The organism is Vreelandella halophila, assembly GCF_009856365.1.
In the GTDB taxonomy this organism is placed as follows: Bacteria; Pseudomonadota; Gammaproteobacteria; order Pseudomonadales; family Oleiphilaceae; genus Halospina; species Halospina utahensis_B.
Map to the genome: position 1 here is coordinate 200,263 of NZ_WMEX01000007.1, position 15,454 is coordinate 215,716.

The 15,454-nt window shown below is 62.3% G+C and carries 12 protein-coding genes; 8 read left to right on the forward strand and 4 right to left on the reverse strand.

The window, feature by feature from the left end; all coding sequences use genetic code 11:
• Positions 1 to 51 precede the first annotated feature (51 nt).
• Both GLW01_RS13260 and GLW01_RS13265 read right to left on the reverse strand, forming a co-directional pair.
• The gene (locus tag GLW01_RS13260; RefSeq protein ID WP_160899332.1) at positions 52 to 1,425 is read right to left on the reverse strand and encodes a sigma-54-dependent transcriptional regulator; all 1,374 of its coding nucleotides are present in this window, start codon (positions 1,423 to 1,425) and stop codon (positions 52 to 54) included.
• Complete coding sequence (locus GLW01_RS13265; RefSeq protein ID WP_160899333.1) at positions 1,422 to 3,065, reverse strand: sensor histidine kinase; 1,644 nt, start codon at positions 3,063 to 3,065, stop codon at positions 1,422 to 1,424. The genes GLW01_RS13260 and GLW01_RS13265 overlap by 4 nt, the downstream gene beginning before the upstream one ends.
• 85 nt (positions 3,066 to 3,150) lie before the next feature.
• On the opposite strand from GLW01_RS13265, the gene GLW01_RS13270 reads away from it, so the two are divergent.
• Positions 3,151 to 4,773, forward strand: coding sequence for an NAD+ synthase (locus GLW01_RS13270; protein WP_202405722.1), 1,623 nt, complete (start codon positions 3,151 to 3,153; stop codon positions 4,771 to 4,773).
• 6 nt (positions 4,774 to 4,779) lie between these two features.
• Here the strand turns inward: GLW01_RS13270 and GLW01_RS13275 are convergent, their stop codons facing one another.
• Positions 4,780 to 5,661 (reverse strand): outer membrane protein assembly factor BamD, encoded by an 882-nt coding sequence (locus tag GLW01_RS13275; protein ID WP_151440322.1) that lies wholly within the window; start codon positions 5,659 to 5,661, stop codon positions 4,780 to 4,782.
• Positions 5,662 to 5,763: 102 nt separating this feature from the next.
• On the opposite strand from GLW01_RS13275, the gene rluD reads away from it, so the two are divergent.
• From rluD to clpB, 3 genes are all read left to right on the forward strand, one after another.
• Positions 5,764 to 6,738: a 23S rRNA pseudouridine(1911/1915/1917) synthase RluD gene (gene rluD / locus GLW01_RS13280; RefSeq protein ID WP_160899335.1), complete on the forward strand. Its 975-nt coding sequence runs from the start codon at positions 5,764 to 5,766 to the stop codon at positions 6,736 to 6,738.
• The gene (gene pgeF / locus GLW01_RS13285) at positions 6,735 to 7,493 is read left to right on the forward strand and encodes a peptidoglycan editing factor PgeF (protein WP_160899336.1); all 759 of its coding nucleotides are present in this window, start codon (positions 6,735 to 6,737) and stop codon (positions 7,491 to 7,493) included. Before rluD ends, pgeF begins: the two co-directional genes overlap by 4 nt.
• 98 nt (positions 7,494 to 7,591) lie before the next feature.
• A complete protein-coding gene (clpB, locus tag GLW01_RS13290) occupies positions 7,592 to 10,168 on the forward strand; it encodes an ATP-dependent chaperone ClpB (protein WP_151440319.1) in 2,577 nt (858 codons plus the stop codon).
• Between the two features lie 11 nt (positions 10,169 to 10,179).
• Here clpB and GLW01_RS13295 read toward each other — a convergent pair whose 3' ends face one another.
• Positions 10,180 to 10,635, reverse strand: a complete 456-nt coding sequence (locus tag GLW01_RS13295; RefSeq protein ID WP_151440318.1) for a DUF4124 domain-containing protein — start codon at positions 10,633 to 10,635, stop codon at positions 10,180 to 10,182.
• A 361-nt stretch (positions 10,636 to 10,996) separates the two neighbouring features.
• On the opposite strand from GLW01_RS13295, the gene GLW01_RS13300 reads away from it, so the two are divergent.
• The 4 genes from GLW01_RS13300 to pssA are packed head-to-tail and all read left to right on the forward strand — an operon-like array spanning position 10,997 to position 15,137.
• The gene (locus GLW01_RS13300; RefSeq protein ID WP_160899337.1) at positions 10,997 to 12,718 is read left to right on the forward strand and encodes an acetolactate synthase 3 large subunit; all 1,722 of its coding nucleotides are present in this window, start codon (positions 10,997 to 10,999) and stop codon (positions 12,716 to 12,718) included.
• A 4-nt stretch (positions 12,719 to 12,722) separates the two neighbouring features.
• Positions 12,723 to 13,214, forward strand: coding sequence for an acetolactate synthase small subunit (ilvN, locus tag GLW01_RS13305; protein WP_077529096.1), 492 nt, complete (start codon positions 12,723 to 12,725; stop codon positions 13,212 to 13,214).
• Between the two features lie 42 nt (positions 13,215 to 13,256).
• A complete protein-coding gene (gene ilvC, locus GLW01_RS13310) occupies positions 13,257 to 14,270 on the forward strand; it encodes a ketol-acid reductoisomerase (RefSeq protein ID WP_095618040.1) in 1,014 nt (337 codons plus the stop codon).
• 45 nt (positions 14,271 to 14,315) lie between these two features.
• On the forward strand, positions 14,316 to 15,137 hold the full coding sequence (gene pssA, locus GLW01_RS13315) for a CDP-diacylglycerol--serine O-phosphatidyltransferase (protein WP_151440315.1): 822 nt from the start codon (positions 14,316 to 14,318) through the stop codon (positions 15,135 to 15,137).
• Positions 15,138 to 15,454 lie beyond the last annotated feature (317 nt).

Genomic DNA, 15,454 nt, shown 5'->3' on the forward strand with positions numbered 1-15,454 from the left:
GATTCTAGGCAAAAAGGGCCCTGGAGGGCAACGAACGGATTCGCGGAAGTGCTACTCCATGCCCAGTTTCTTGAGCTTGTAACGCAGGGCCCGGAAGCTGATCCCCAGCCAGCGCGCGGCTGCCGTCTTGTTGCCTTCGGTCTGGGCCAGAGCTTTCTCGATGGTGGTGCGCTCGATGGATTCCAGGTAGGACTCCAGGTCCATGCCGCTCTCCCCAGGCTCCGGAATGCCCGCACTCTCCTCCGGGGCCAACCCTGTTGAGGGGGCACCATTGAGCTGGAGGTCCTCGCCCCGGATCACATCCTCCTCGCTCAGGGTGAAGGCCCGCTCCAGGCAGTTCTCCAGCTCCCGTACGTTGCCCGGGAACGGGTGGGCCTGCAGGGCGGTTACCGCGTCGTCGCTGAGCTGGGCCGGTGGCAGATCGTAGTCCCGTGCCAGGCGTTCCAGGATGTGCCGGGCCAGTATCGGGATATCAGCGGTACGCTCGCGCAGGGAAGGCACCCTAAGTTCAATCACGTTGATTCGATAGAACAGGTCCTGACGGAAGAGGCCGTCCTCCACCAGCGCGGCCAGATTGCGGTGCGTGGCGCTGAGGATACGCACGTCCACGGCAACCTCCTCCTTGGCCCCGACAGGCCGGATGCGCTTCTCCTGGATGGCCCGCAGCAGTTTCACCTGCATGGGCAGCGGCAGGTCCGCGACCTCATCCAGAAACAGGGTGCCCTGATGCGCAGCCTGGAAGAGCCCCTCACGGTTCTCGGTAGCGCCGGTAAAGCTGCCCTTGCGGTGGCCAAAGAACTCGCTCTCCATCAGTTCCTGGGGAATGGCGCCGCAGTTGACGGGCACGAAAGCATGCTCCCGGCGTGGCCCGTGTTCATGGATCAGCCGGGCCACCAGTTCCTTGCCGCTACCGGACTCGCCGCTGATGTAGACCGGGGCCTGGCTGCGCGCGACCTTGCGGGCCTGGCGCCGGAGTGTGTCAATTTCCGGCGACTCGCCGAGCAACAGCTCCTCGTCTCCGGCGCCAGTGGTTCCCCGGTCCTCGCCTGCGTTTTCCGGGGGCAGTCGCAGCGCACTTTCCACCAGCTCCCGCAGGCGCGGCAGTTCCACGGGCTTGGAGACAAAATCGAAGGCGCCGGTCTTGAGCGCCGTTATCGCAGAATCCATGCTGCCATAGGCGGTGATCACCGCTACCGGTATGTCCGGGCACTGGCTCTGTATCCAGTCGACCAGGTCAATGCCGTTGCCATCCGGCAGGCTCATGTCGGTCAGGCACAGGTGGAAGACCTGGTTGGCGAGCAGGTCACGCGCTTCACCCAGGGTGGCGGCGGTGGTGCACTCAACAGCCATCCGGCTGAGTGTAATATCAAGCAGTTCCCGGATGTCCGGCTCGTCGTCGACAATCAGGGCCCTGTAATCGGTCATGGTTCATTCCCTGTCAGGTTGGCGCCCGAGGCACTGAAATCCAGAGCGCGGCGCCCCGGGTGGGCAAAGGTGATGCGGAAACAGCATCCGGTCTCGCCGCTCTCCAGCAGGAAGAGCCGGGCCTGGTTGGCCTCGCACAGTTCCCGTGCCAGATAGAGTCCCAGGCCGGTGCCTTCCTGTTCGGTGGTGTGGAACGGTTCGAACAGCGAGCCCTGCTGCGCCTCATTCAGCCCCGGGCCGTAATCCCGCACATCAATATAGGCCCTCTGACCGTCCTCGGTCACGCCGGTGCGCACCGTGAGCTGGAGGCGGCCGGTTCGCTGACGGCTGTAGCGCAGGCCATTATCAATCAGGTTGGTCAGTGCCTGTTGCAGCTGTGAGGGATCAAAACGGGCTGACCCCGGAACGCCGGAGAGTTTCAGGTCGATCAGTACCGGCTCCTGGACCGTCTCCACATAGTCGTTGACCACCCCGGCCAGCCACTCGCCCAGATCCATCAGACGGACACTGGTCGAGCGTCGGCGTGAGAGCTCCAGCACATTCTCGATGATGGCATTCACGCGTTCGCTGTGGCGCTGGATGATGCCGGCCATCCGGCGGTCGCCATCATCCGCGGTATCGGATTCGCCGAGAAGCTGGGCCGCGTGGCTGATCGCACCCAGGGGGTTGCGGATCTCATGGGCAATGCCGGCGGTGAGTCGCCCCAGGGAGGCCAGTTTCAGCTGTTGGGCCTGCTGGACGATCTTGCCCGTGTCTTCCAGAAAGATCAGGACCAGATGCTCCAGTGGGCTGTCCAGACGCATGAAATTCGCCTGAACGCTGGGCGTGTCGTTGCGGGCCTGGAATGGTGGTGTGCGTTCGCCAGGCTGCTCAAGCCATTGATCAAGGCGCTGCTTGAGCGCCTGGGGCAGGATGGTCAGTCTCGGGGCTGCCGTGCGTTCTCCCAGCAGCAGCTCGCCGGAAGCGGCGTTGGCCATCCGGAGGGCCCCATTGGGCTCCGCGACCAGGATGCCGGTATGCATGCGCTGGATGATCTGGTGGTTGAGCTGTTCCAGCTCCTCAATGCTGCGGGCCCGTTCCGAGGCCAGCTGTTCGCTGGAGGCCAGGCGGCGGGTGATGTTCTGGAGCAGGAAGGCGGCGGCAAAGTAGATAAGCCCCATGACGCCGGCCCGGACGATGTCATCCACACCGGACAGTCCCTGCAGCAGGAGCAGCGCGGCTGTAACCAGCGATGCCAGCGTGGCCAGTGCGGCGTAGAAGATGCCGACCCGGCCGGGAACCAGGATATTGCCCGCTGCCACGCTGATGATACCCAGGTTCACGATGCCGCTGCTGATGCCGCCGCTGAAGAAGGCGAGCAGGTGGATCATCAGTATGTCCGCCAGGATGGAGACTGTGATGTGCCAGGGGCGGAGCGCATAGCCGGCCAGCAGCAGCATGCCCGTGACGATGTTCATCGCCAGGTAGGTGAGGGCCGTGGCCTGGAACAGCCATTCGTTGTGCAGTCTGGTGCCGACCAGATCCGTCTCAAGCAGCAGCAGTGCCACCAGCAGCAGGCTGATGACGATCCGGTAGTAGTTGTAGATGCGGAAAAGACGGGCCCGCTGGTCCTTCCGCGCTGCCTGTGGCGACGCCTCCATGGAGACTCCGTGTGAGTGGAACGTCAAAATGGATTCAGGTGGTTATAATAGCGTCCCAGCGTCCATGGTGACAGGAGACAGGGGAATGACAGCGGGTTTGCGGGTCGTGATGGCCCAGTTCAATGCCACAGTCGGGGATATCCCCGGTAATGCCGAAGGGATGCTTTCAATGGCCCATGACGCGGTTCAGTCGCATGGGGCGGACATTGTGGTTTTCCCGGAGCTGGCGCTGACGGGCTATCCCCCGGAAGACCTGCTGCTGCGGCCGAGTCTGGGGACCAGGGTGGAGCGCGCACTGGAACACATTGCGGGGGCCATGCCGGAGACCATCCTGATCTTTGGCGCTCCCCGGGTTACGGATGAGGGCCTGGTCAATGCGGCCATGGTGCTGGACTCCGGCCAGGTGCTCGGGCAGGCCGCAAAGCAGTACCTGCCCAACCAGGATGTGTTTGACGAGAAGCGGTGGTTCGTTCCGGGAGCGGCCACCAGTGTGTTTGAGCTGCGGGGGCTGCCGGTTGCCATCACCATCTGTGAGGATATCTGGCACGATCAGCCGGCGGTTGCGGCGGCTGATAGCGGAGCCCGTCTGCTCATCAATCTGAATGCCTCCCCCTACCATCTGGAACGCCAGCCGGAGCGGCGGGAGCGGCTGGCCACACTGGCCCGTGCGCACAATCTGGGCATCATCTACGTGAACCTTGTGGGTGGCCAGGATGAACTGGTCTTTGATGGCGGTTCACTGGCTTTTGACGGTTACGGCCGAGAGTGCGCCCGGGCGCCGCGCTTTGATGAGGCGCTGCATCCGGTGCAGCTGGATGGTGATGGAAACCTGGCGGAGACGGAGCTGGCACCGGAACCCGATGAGGATGCTCTGGTCTACCGGGCCCTGTGCGTGGGGCTGCGCGACTACATCGGCAAGAACGGTTTCCCCTCGGTGGTGCTCGGCCTTTCCGGGGGGATTGATTCCGCCCTGACGCTGGTGGTGGCGGTCGATGCACTGGGCGCGGACCGGGTATCCGCGGTGATGATGCCGTTCCGGTACACCTCGGGTATGAGTCTGGAGGATGCCGAGCGCATGGCGGATGGTCTGGGTGTTGAGTACCGGGTGCTGTCCATTGAATCCATCTACGATGCTTTCATGGGGGCACTGGCCGAACCTTTTGGCGACCGCGCCGTGGATACCACCGAGGAGAATCTGCAGGCCCGGATCCGTGGCACCCTGCTGATGAGCCTTTCCAACAAGTTCGGCAGCATTGTTCTGACCACCGGCAACAAGAGCGAGCTTGCCGTGGGCTACTCCACCCTCTACGGCGACATGGCCGGTGGCTTCAGTGTGCTCAAGGACGTGTCCAAGACACTGGTCTACCGGCTTTCACGCTGGCGTAACCGGGCAGAGGAGGCGATTCCGCAGCGGATCATCGAGCGTCCGCCGTCGGCAGAGTTGGCACCGGATCAGAAGGATGAGGACAGCCTGCCGCCCTACGAGGTGCTGGATCGGATCCTTGAGCGCTATGTGGAGCAGGATGTCAGCGCGGAGGGCATCATCGCCGAGGGGTATGACCGGGAGGATGTGCTGCGGGCGGTCCGGCTGGTGGATATCAACGAGTACAAGCGCCGCCAGGCCCCCATTGGCACCCGCATCACGCGGCGTGCTTTCGGGCGGGATCGGCGTTATCCGATCACCAATCGGTGGAAGGCAGGCGACTGAAGCCCGTCACTCCTCGTCTTCCGGGCCGCCCATGAGCCCGAAGGTCAGTACGCTGGTCAGGGAGCGGTCCCGGATACCGAAAGTCTGGCGGGTGAAGCGTCCGTCATCGTTCAGCGCCGGGTTGTCCGGGAAGTTCTGGGCGAGCACGCGTGCGGTGTCCTTGCGTTCCTGATTCAGGCCCAGGCGGGCGTACATCTCGGCCATGATGACCAGTGCCTCTTCCACCGCCGGCGTTCGGTTGTATTCCTCAACCACGGTTCGTGCGCGGTTCAGTGCCGCGATATAGGCTTGCCGCTTGATGTAGTACTGCGCTGCCGCCAGCTCCTGCCCGGCCATCCGGTTACGGATGGCGATCATGCGCTGGCGGGCGTCGGCGGTGTACTGGCTTTCCGGATAGCGGCTGACCAGCTGTGAGAAATCCTCGAAGGCCTGGAGCTGCTGTCCGGGATCGCGGGCGTCTACTTCAATGGGGAAGTAGCGTGCGGCCAGCCCCAGGTCCATGTAATAGGAAGCTATGCCGCGCATGTAGAGCGCGTAGTCCGCGTTCTCGCTCTGGGGGTTCAGCCGCAGGAAACGGTCTGCCGCGCTGCGCGCACCCTGGAGGTCGAGGTTCTGGTAGCGGGCATAGATCAGGTCCAGCTGGGCCTGTTCCGCATACCGTCCGAAGGGGTAGTAGGTCTCCAGTGCCTCCAGGTTCTGTTGGGCGGACTCGAAGTTGCCGGCGTTCATGGAACTGCGGGCCTGTTCGTAGTACTCCTCCTCGGGCAGTGTTTCCTCCCCGGTGCTGGCACAGCCAGCCAGAAGCAGGGCGGTGAGCACGGGAGCGAGAATCCGGCCCGCAGTGCGCTGGATGGAACCTTCGGAATGGGGCAGCGACCGGCGCGTCATGCGATTACCTGTATACTGTGATGTAAAAGGGTGTGAGTTGACGGCCATTGTAACGGCCGGGATCATGATTCGGAACCAGCAGAGGGCAGGACAGCACAATCCATGACAAGCGGCACAGAACGCATCGAGGCAAGCTTCAGTGTACCGCCGGAACTCAGCGACCAGCGGTTGGACCAAGCCGTGGCACGGCTGATGCCGGAGCATTCACGCTCGCGCATCCAGGGGTGGGTGCGCTCCGGCGAGCTCACGGTCAACGGCGAGAAACGCCGGCCGCGGGATCGGGTACTGGTGGACGACCGGGTGGACGTAGCAGCACAAGCGGAGGCTGAGGTCACCTGGGAAGCGGAGGCCATCGATCTGGACATCGTCCATGAGGATGAGCATCTGATCGTGCTGAACAAGCCGGCGGGTCTGGTGGTTCACCCCGCTGCCGGCCACGAGGCGGGGACCCTGGTCAACGCGCTTCTCCATCATGCCCCGGAGCTGGAGCGTATTCCCCGGGCGGGGATCGTGCACCGGCTGGACAAGGACACCAGCGGCATCATGGTGGTGGCCCGTAGCCTGGAGGCGCACACATCCCTGGTGGCGCAGCTGCAGGAGCGGCGTATGGGGCGCGAATACCAGGCCGTCTGTCTCGGGGAACTGACCGGCGGTGGCCGGATTGAGCAGCCCATCGGTCGCCATCCCCAGCAGCGCAAGAAAATGGCCGTGGTGCCCGATGGCCGCCCGGCGGTCACACATTACCGGCTGGTCAGGCGCATGGCCGGGTTCAGTCACATCCGCTGCCAGCTGGAGAGCGGGCGGACCCATCAGATCCGGGTCCACATGGCACACATCCGTCATCCGCTGCTCGGTGACCCGGTCTATGGAAGCCGTATGCGCTATCCCAGAGGGACGGATGAGGAGCTTCGGTCCGTGCTGGACGGGTTCCGCCGCCAGGCCCTGCATGCGGCCCGCCTTGAGCTGGCGCATCCGGCCACCGACGAGTTCTGCGAGTGGGAGGCGCCGCTGCCCGCGGATTTCCGTCAGCTTCTGGATGCCCTGTCTGCTTTTGAGGAAAGGCGGTCCGCTTCATGATCACGGAGTCTGACGAAAGCGTCTTCGTTCCGGACTGGCCCGCACCTGCCGGGGTTCGATCCCTGGTCACCACGCGCCGCGGTGGTTTCAGTAGTGGTCCCTGGCGCAGCTTCAATCTCGGTTTTCATGTGAACGACGACGCGGGGGCCGTGCACGCCAACCGGGCAAAGCTGACCCGAGTCAGCGGGCTGGCTCCAGGGGCTGTTCACTGGCTTGAACAGGTTCATGGCAACCGGGTGGTGCGTGTCCCCGCCATGGAACAGACGCCGGTGGCGGATGCGGCCTGGACGGACCAGCCGGGTCAGGCCTGTGTGGTCATGACAGCGGACTGCCTCCCGGTGCTGTTCTGCGATGATCGAGGATCCCGTGTTGCCGTGGCCCATGCCGGCTGGCGGGGACTGGCGGATGGTGTACTGGAGGCAGCCCTGGGTGTTTTCCCGGAACCGTCGCGGGTTCTGGCGTACCTGGGGCCCGCCATCGGGCCCTCCGCCTTTGAGGTGGGCGATGAGGTCCGTGCCACCTTCATCGCGGAGGACCCGGAAGCCGGTCTCCATTTCCACCCGGCTTCCCCGCTGGGTGAAACCTGGTATGCGGACCTCTACGGCCTTGCCCGGCAGCGGCTTGAGACTGCCGGAGTCAAGCGTGTTTTTGGAGGCTGCGCCTGTACCTACTGGGATGAGGCGGATTTCTTTTCCTACCGTCGTGACGGCACCACAGGCCGCATGGCATCCCTGATCTGGCTTGACAACGCTTGAAGAGCCAGTAAAAGCCCCAATATCTTCCCACAAAGCCAAAATGAGCAACCGTTGGTGAAGGCACCACACGGTTCCTGGAACAGTGGGAGAATGAATCGATGCGAATCGACAAGATGACGAGCCGGCTCCAGAACGCACTGGCGGATGCCCAGTCACTGGCGGTCGGGAACGACAACAACACCATTGAGCCCCTGCACCTGATGCAGGCGCTGCTTGACCAGAAGGACGGCGGCACCCGCGGGCTGCTGCAGCAGCTGAGTGTGGACCCCAACCGCTTCCGCCAGTCCGTGGCCGAGGGCATCGATGGCCTGGCGCGTGTCAAGGACAACCAGGGCGATGTCCAGATGGGCCAGGAGCTTGGCCGTCTGCTCAACATGACGGACAAGCTCGCCCAGCAGCGTGGTGATGGCTATATCTCAAGTGAGCTTTTCCTGCTCGCCGCAACCGAGGACAAGGGCCCCCTGGGCAAGGTCTTCCGGGAATTCGGCGTTACCAAGGACTCGATGGCCCAGGCCATCGACAGCATGCGTGGAGGTGAGACCGTGGACGACCCCTCAGCAGAGGAAAATCGTGAGGCTCTGGACAAGTATACCTCGGATCTCACCGCCCGGGCCCGGGACGGTAAGCTGGATCCGGTGATCGGCCGGGATGATGAGATCCGGCGGACGATCCAGGTACTGCAGCGCCGCCAGAAAAACAACCCGGTTCTGATCGGCGAGCCCGGTGTGGGCAAGACTGCCATCATCGAAGGGCTGGCCCAGCGGATCGTGGACGGCGAGGTGCCCGATGGGCTCAGGGACAAACGGGTTCTGGCCCTGGATCTGGGCGCACTGCTTGCGGGTGCCAAGTATCGCGGCGACTTTGAGGAACGCCTCAAGGCGGTGCTGAACGAGCTCGGCAAGGAAGAAGGGCAAGTGATCCTGTTCATTGACGAGCTCCACACCATGGTTGGTGCGGGCAAGACCGAAGGTTCCATGGATGCGGGCAATATGCTCAAGCCGGCGCTGGCCAGGGGCGAGCTCCACTGCGTGGGGGCGACCACCCTGGACGAGTACCGCGAGAACATCGAGAAGGATGCCGCCCTGGAGCGCCGTTTCCAGAAGGTGATGGTTAACGAGCCCACCGAGGAGGACACCATCGCCATCCTGCGTGGGCTCAAGGAGCGCTATGAAGTCCATCACGGCGTGGAGGTGACCGACGGCGCCATCATTGCCGCGGCCAAGCTTTCCAATCGCTATATCACGGATCGCAAGCTGCCGGACAAGGCCATCGACCTGGTGGACGAGGCGGCCAGTCAGATCCGGATCGAGATGGATTCCAAGCCGGAATCCCTGGACCGGCTCGAGCGGCGCCTGATCCAGCTCAAGATCGAGCGCGAAGCGCTCAAGAAGGAGAAGGATGAGGCCTCGAAGAAACGCCTGGATGAGCTTTCGGAACAGATCGCGGATCTCGAGAAGGAGTACGCGGATCTGGAGGAGGTCTGGAACACCGAGAAGGCCTCTCTCCATGGCGCCCAGAGGGTGAAGGAGCAACTGGAAGAGGCGCGCATCGAGCTGGACAACGCCCGCCGTACCGGGGATCTCCAGCGCATGTCCGAGATCCAGTATGGCCAGATCCCGGAGCTGGAGCGCCAGCTTGACCGGGCGAGCCAGGCGGAGATGATGGAGATGTCGCTGCTGCGCAACCGGGTGACGGACGAGGAGATCGCCGAGGTTGTCGGCAAGTGGACTGGCATCCCGGTTTCCAAGATGCTCGAGGGCGAGAAGGACAAGCTCCTGCGTATGGAGCAGAGCCTGCATGAGCGGGTGATCGGGCAGGATGAGGCCATCAGTGCCGTGGCCAACGCGGTGCGCCGTTCGCGTGCCGGTCTGTCGGATCCGCACCGCCCCAATGGCTCCTTCCTGTTCCTTGGTCCCACCGGGGTGGGTAAGACCGAGCTTTGCAAGGCCCTGGCGAACTTCCTGTTCGATACCGAGGAAGCCATGGTGCGCATCGATATGTCGGAATTCATGGAGAAGCATTCCGTGGCACGGCTCATTGGTGCACCGCCGGGTTACGTCGGCTATGAACAGGGCGGCTATCTGACCGAGGCGGTACGGCGCCGGCCCTACTCAGTGCTGCTGCTGGATGAGGTTGAAAAGGCGCATGGCGATGTCTTCAACATCCTGCTCCAGGTCCTGGATGATGGCCGCCTGACCGATGGCCAGGGGCGTACGGTGGATTTCCGCAACACCGTGATCGTGATGACCTCGAACCTGGGCTCGGACATCATCCAGACCATGGCCGGCGAAGGCCAGTACGAGCAGATGAAGAGCTCAGTGATGGATGTGGTGAGCAGCCACTTCCGGCCCGAGTTCATTAACCGGGTCGACGATGTGGTGGTCTTCCATCCGCTCGACGAGGAGCAGATCGAGGGCATTGCCCAGATCCAGATCGACCAGCTCAATGCGCGTCTGGCTGAGCAGGAGCTGAGTCTGAGCCTCTCCGAGGAGGCGATGAAGAAGATCGCCGGTGTGGGTTATGACCCGGTCTATGGCGCACGGCCGCTCAAGCGGGCCATCCAGCGCTACATCGAGAATCCGCTTTCCCAGCAGCTGCTGGAGGGCGAATTCCAGCCGGGCACCACCATCCAGGCGAATGTGGAAGGCGATGCCTTCCGCTTTACTGCGGACTGAGGCTTGAGGCCTCAGTCGCAGTTCTCGTCACGGATTTTTTCGTAACGTTCGCGTTCCGCTTCCTTTTCCTCCGGGGAAAGGTAGCGGCGCTCCCCATCCTCCATAACCTGGACCCGGGCGTTCTGCTCCAGGGTCTTCAGTGCCTGGCGGGCCGCTTCACAGTTCTGCTCGCGGATCGCCTCTCTTTCCTGCTGCTCTTTCCCGTCCTGCGTTTCGCCATCAGCAGCCGCTTCCTGCGACTGCTCGCTGTCCGTACCGGCGTTCCCGCCTTCCGCGTCGGCCTGCCTTGAGCCGGTATCAATGGTGTTGGTGCTGCCCGTGGAAACCGGTTCAGCGTCGACCCCGGCAGGTGGGTTGGAGCCGAAGCTGGTCTCGCCGGCCTCGTTGGTCCAGCGGTAGATTTCAGCGCTCGCCGGCAGGGCAATACAGAGGGCGGCAAGCAGGAAAAGCGGGCGGAATATGCGCATGGCGGAGCTCCGTGGTGTGGATCAATCTTACTCCCGAATCTAGCCCATTACAGGCTGATCGCAAAATGTGCCGTCACGCAGGGTCTTACGGTTGACACTCCGGCACACCCTGTCAGAATTGACGGTGCCTGTAGGCGGTTGAATTGCATGGCGGCAATCCCGGTAGTGTAATTCCTCGGCATCCACACCACTCAACCCGCTGTACACCTTTACCCTCAGGGTGCAGTTGCCCCGGAGCCAACCTCCTCGCGGGGCGGTGTGGAACAGAGCCCGATTCGGCTTTCACAAGAAGCGTTTCCCCAGGGCACAGGCAGTGGAAGAGACATTGAACATTGATTGCTGTGTAAGAGGGTGATCCAACGTGGAATTACTGTCTGGTGCCGAAATGCTCATCCGGTCCCTCAAGGACCAGGGTGTTGAATACATATACGGATACCCGGGCGGGGCTGCGCTGCACATCTACGATGCGCTGTTCCGTCAGGACGATGTCAAACACATCCTTGTGCGCCATGAGCAGGCCGCCACGCATATGGCGGATGGCTATGCGCGCGCCACCGGTGAACCCGGCGTGGTTCTTGTGACCTCCGGTCCGGGCGCCACCAACACCATTACCGGTATCGCAACCGCCTCCATGGATTCCATTCCCATGGTCGTGCTCTGTGGCCAGGTTGCTTCCCATCTCATTGGTGAGGATGCCTTCCAGGAGACCGACATGATCGGCGTCTCCCGGCCGATCGTGAAGCACAACATGACGGTCCGGCATCCCTCCGAGATTCCCCAGCTCGTCAAAAAGGCGTTCTATCTCGCCAAGAGTGGTCGGCCGGGGCCGGTGGTGATTGATATTCCCAAGGACATGACCGCACCGAACGGGCGCTTTGAGTACGAGTACCCGGAAAAGGTGAGCATGCGCTCTTACAACCCTGCAGTGCGTGGCCATGCCGGTCAGATCCGTCGAGCCGTGGACATGATGATGAATGCCCGCCGTCCGGTTATCTATGCCGGTGGTGGCGTGGTCCTGGGCAAGGCCTCACAGCAGCTGACGGACCTGGCCCATGAGCTCGGGTTCCCGGTAACCAATACCATCATGGGGCTGGGTGGCTTTCCGGCTACCGATGAGCAGTCGCTGGGGTGGCTGGGCATGCATGGCAGCTACGAATCCAATATGGCCATGCATCATTCCGACCTGGTGCTGGCGATCGGGGCCCGGTTTGATGACCGGGTGACCAATGCCACGGACAAGTTCTGTCCCGGTGCCCGCATCGTTCATGTGGACATTGATCCGGCCTCCATCTCCAAGACGGTCCAGGCGGACGTTCCCATTGTGGGCCCGGTCGACTCGGTACTTGAGGAGATGCTCTCGCTGGTGCGTGAAAGCGAGGAGCAGCCCGACCAGGAGGCGCTTGGGGCGTGGTGGAAGCAGATCCGGGAATGGGGCCAGTACCGTTCGCGCTACCATTACGAGCAGAACGGCGACAACATCATGCCCCAGGAGGCGATCGAGGCCCTCTATCGCGTTACCAAAGGGGATGCCTACGTCACCTCGGATGTTGGTCAGCACCAGATGTTCGCTGCCCAGTTCTATCCGTTCGACAAACCCAACCGCTGGATCAACTCCGGCGGGCTGGGGACCATGGGCTTCGGGTTCCCGGCGGCCATGGGCATCAAGCTGCACATGCCCGAACAGGAGGTGGTGTGCGTGACCGGTGAGGGCAGCATCCAGATGAACATCCAGGAGCTGTCCACCTGCAAGCAGTACCACCTGCCGGTGAAGATCATCAATCTGAACAACCAGGCCCTGGGCATGGTCAAGCAGTGGCAGGACATGAACTACGAGTCGCGTTACGCGCACTCGTACATGGAGTCGCTGCCCAACTTTGAGAAGCTGTTCGAGGCCTATGGCCATGTCGCGTTCACGGTAACCCGGCGCGAGGATCTTGAGCCCGTGCTCGAGAAAGCCTTCGCCATGAAGGATCAGCTCGTCTTCGTCGATATCTACGTGGACCCCTACGAGCACGTTTACCCGATGCAGGTGGCCGGCGGCTCGATGAAGGACATGTGGCTCAGCAAGACGGAGAGGGTCTGATACCATGCGGCGAATCATATCGATCCTGATGGAGAATGAGCCCGGCGCCCTCTCGCGCGTGGTCGGGCTGTTTTCCCAGCGCAACTACAATATCGAAAGCCTGGCGGTGGCACCGACGGAAGACCCGACGCTGTCACGGCTGACGCTGACCACCGAGGGCTCGGATAAGGTCATTGAGCAGATCACCAAGCAGCTCAACAAGCTGATCGAGGTGGTCAAGCTGGTCGATCTCACCGAGGGCAGCCATGTGGAGCGCGAGCTGATGCTGATCAAGCTGCGCGCCACAGGGGCCCAGCGGGCCGAGATCAAGCGTACGGTCGACATCTTCCGCGGTCAGATCGTGGACGTGACCAGCACCGTCTACACGGTGCAGCTGACCGGTGATGGCGAGAAACTCGATGCCTTCATCCAGGCGGTTGGCACCATGGGCGTTCTGGAAGTGGTGCGCTCCGGCGTCTCCGGTATCGCCCGCGGTGAGAAAGTGCTGTCGCTCTGAATCGCCAACTCCATTTAAAGACACTCTGAACAGGGGAACGTAATGCAGGTCTACTACGATAAAGACTGTGATCTTTCCATCATCAAGGGCATGAAAGTGGCCATCATCGGCTACGGCTCCCAGGGGCACGCCCACGCCAACAACCTGAAGGAATCCGGCGTCAGCAACGTGGTTGTTGGTCTGCGTCAGGGCTCCTCTTCCTGGAAGAAGGCGGAAGAAGCCGGCCTGAAAGTGCAGACCATCGAGGATGCCGTGAACGGCGCGGATGTGGTCATGGTCCTGACTCCGGACGAGCACCAGAAGGCCCTGTACGAGCAGCAGATCGAGCCAAACATCGGCAAGGGCGCCGCGCTGGCATTCGCTCATGGCTTCAATATCCATTACAACCAGATCGAGCCGCGTGCGGATCTGGACGTCATCATGATCGCGCCCAAGGGCCCCGGCCATACCGTCCGCAGCCAGTATGTTGAAGGCAGTGGCGTCCCCTCGCTGATCGCGGTTAAACAGGACGCCACTGGTAAGGCCAAGGACACTGCGCTTTCCTATGCCTCGGCTAACGGCGGAGGTCGTGCCGGCATCATCGAGACCAGCTTCCAGGAAGAGACTGAAACCGACCTCTTCGGTGAGCAGATGGTACTGTGTGGCGGTACCAGCGCGTTGATCCAGGCTGGCTTCGAGACCCTGGTGGAAGCGGGCTATGCGCCGGAAATGGCGTACTTCGAGTGCCTGCACGAGCTCAAGCTCATTGTGGACCTGCTCTATCAGGGCGGCATTGCGGACATGCGCTACTCCATTTCCAATACCGCTGAGTATGGCGATGTGACCCGTGGCCCGCGCATCATCAATGAGGACACCAAGAAAGAAATGCGCAAGTGCCTGGACGAGATCCAGAGCGGTGAATTTGCGCGTGAATTCATTCTTGAGAACCAGGCAGGTCAGCCCACGCTCAAGGCCAAGCGCCGTATTGCCGAGCAGCACCAGATCACCGAAGTGGGTGATCGGCTGCGTGGCATGATGCCGTGGCTGCAGAAAAGCCGCCTGGTCGGCAACGAGTGAGATTGTGTTGCAGTGCTCGGCAGTATTGAAGGGAGAAGTGGCCTGATGGCGGAACCTGAGCAGGACGTGTCGCCTCCGGCCGAGGCCGGAGAGGAGGAGGTTGAGGGCGCCGAAGTGGTGGAGGAAGAGGTTGTGGGCGGGTCCCGTGTGCGTAAGCGCGGGATCTACCTTCTTCCCAACCTGTTCACCACGGCGTCGCTGTTCTCGGGGTTCTATGCCATTGTGGCGGCCTCTAACAGTGACTTCGCGATGGCCTCCGTCGCCATTTTTGTCTCCATGGTCCTGGATGGCCTGGACGGTCGCGTCGCGCGGCTGACCAATACCCAGAGCCGTTTCGGGGAGGAGTACGACAGCCTGGCGGATATGGTCGCCTTTGGCGTGGCTCCCGGGCTGGTCGCCTTCTTCTGGGTGCTTAACGACCTGGACAAACTGGGCTGGGTTGTGACCTTCATCTATGTGGCGGGGTCGGCGCTCAGGCTGGCCCGCTTCAACACCCAGATCGGGTCCGTGGACAAGCGCTATTTCGTGGGGCTCCCGAGCCCCTCGGCGGCGGCAGTGGTCGCGGGCATGGTCTGGTGCCTTCATGGGCTGGAGCAGTCATGGTGGCTGGAGGTGCTGGCGGTCGTTCTTGTCGCGGGCGCAGGCACGCTCATGGTGAGCAATGTGCTGTACTACTCCGGCAAGGATCTGGATCTCAAGGGCCGGGTGCCTTTTGCGGCCATACTGCTGGTGGTGCTGGCCTTCGCGGTAGTCGCCATTGAGCCGCCTGTCATCCTGTTCCTCGCGTTCCTGGGGTATACCCTGTCGGGCCCGGCGTTCTGGCTTTGGCGTCGACTGCGGCGCAGGAAGAGCGCGAGCCAGGGGTGATTGCGCGCCTGTAGCAGCGGCTGTTGGTGTCGATGTTACGGGTTATTCAAAAAACGTGTTGACGCTCACGGCGCAGGGTGTAGAATACGCATCTCTTTCGGGGCAACGGCCCACAGCGGCGGCGCTTTCGGGCGCAGATGAGTTGTTCCGGGGATTGACAAAGTTCTGAAATGCTTTAGAATTTTGTTTTTCCAATCAGGGGCTTAACGCCTTCTGAGGTTCTTTAACAATGGGGTCAGGTTATTTGTGTGGGCGCTGGCTGTGGTGGTCGGTGCGATCATCAAAGTCAGTGCTCGTTGATTCGAGTGCGGTCTTTG

Excerpts from the sequence above, each read along its gene's own strand:
- ilvC (WP_095618040.1), top strand. The coding sequence starts at position 13,257 with ATGCAGGTCTACTACGATAAAGACTGTGATCTTTCCATCATCAAGGGC.
- pgeF (WP_160899336.1), top strand. The coding sequence starts at position 6,735 with ATGATCACGGAGTCTGACGAAAGCGTCTTCGTTCCGGACTGGCCCGCA.
- GLW01_RS13260 (WP_160899332.1), bottom strand. The coding sequence starts at position 1,425 with ATGACCGATTACAGGGCCCTGATTGTCGACGACGAGCCGGACATCCGG.
- GLW01_RS13265 (WP_160899333.1), bottom strand. The coding sequence starts at position 3,065 with ATGGAGGCGTCGCCACAGGCAGCGCGGAAGGACCAGCGGGCCCGTCTT.
- GLW01_RS13275 (WP_151440322.1), bottom strand. The coding sequence starts at position 5,661 with ATGACGCGCCGGTCGCTGCCCCATTCCGAAGGTTCCATCCAGCGCACT.
- pssA (WP_151440315.1), top strand. The coding sequence starts at position 14,316 with ATGGCGGAACCTGAGCAGGACGTGTCGCCTCCGGCCGAGGCCGGAGAG.
- ilvN (WP_077529096.1), top strand. The coding sequence starts at position 12,723 with ATGCGGCGAATCATATCGATCCTGATGGAGAATGAGCCCGGCGCCCTC.
- GLW01_RS13270 (WP_202405722.1), top strand. The coding sequence starts at position 3,151 with ATGACAGCGGGTTTGCGGGTCGTGATGGCCCAGTTCAATGCCACAGTC.
- rluD (WP_160899335.1), top strand. The coding sequence starts at position 5,764 with ATGACAAGCGGCACAGAACGCATCGAGGCAAGCTTCAGTGTACCGCCG.
- GLW01_RS13295 (WP_151440318.1), bottom strand. The coding sequence starts at position 10,635 with ATGCGCATATTCCGCCCGCTTTTCCTGCTTGCCGCCCTCTGTATTGCC.
- clpB (WP_151440319.1), top strand. The coding sequence starts at position 7,592 with ATGCGAATCGACAAGATGACGAGCCGGCTCCAGAACGCACTGGCGGAT.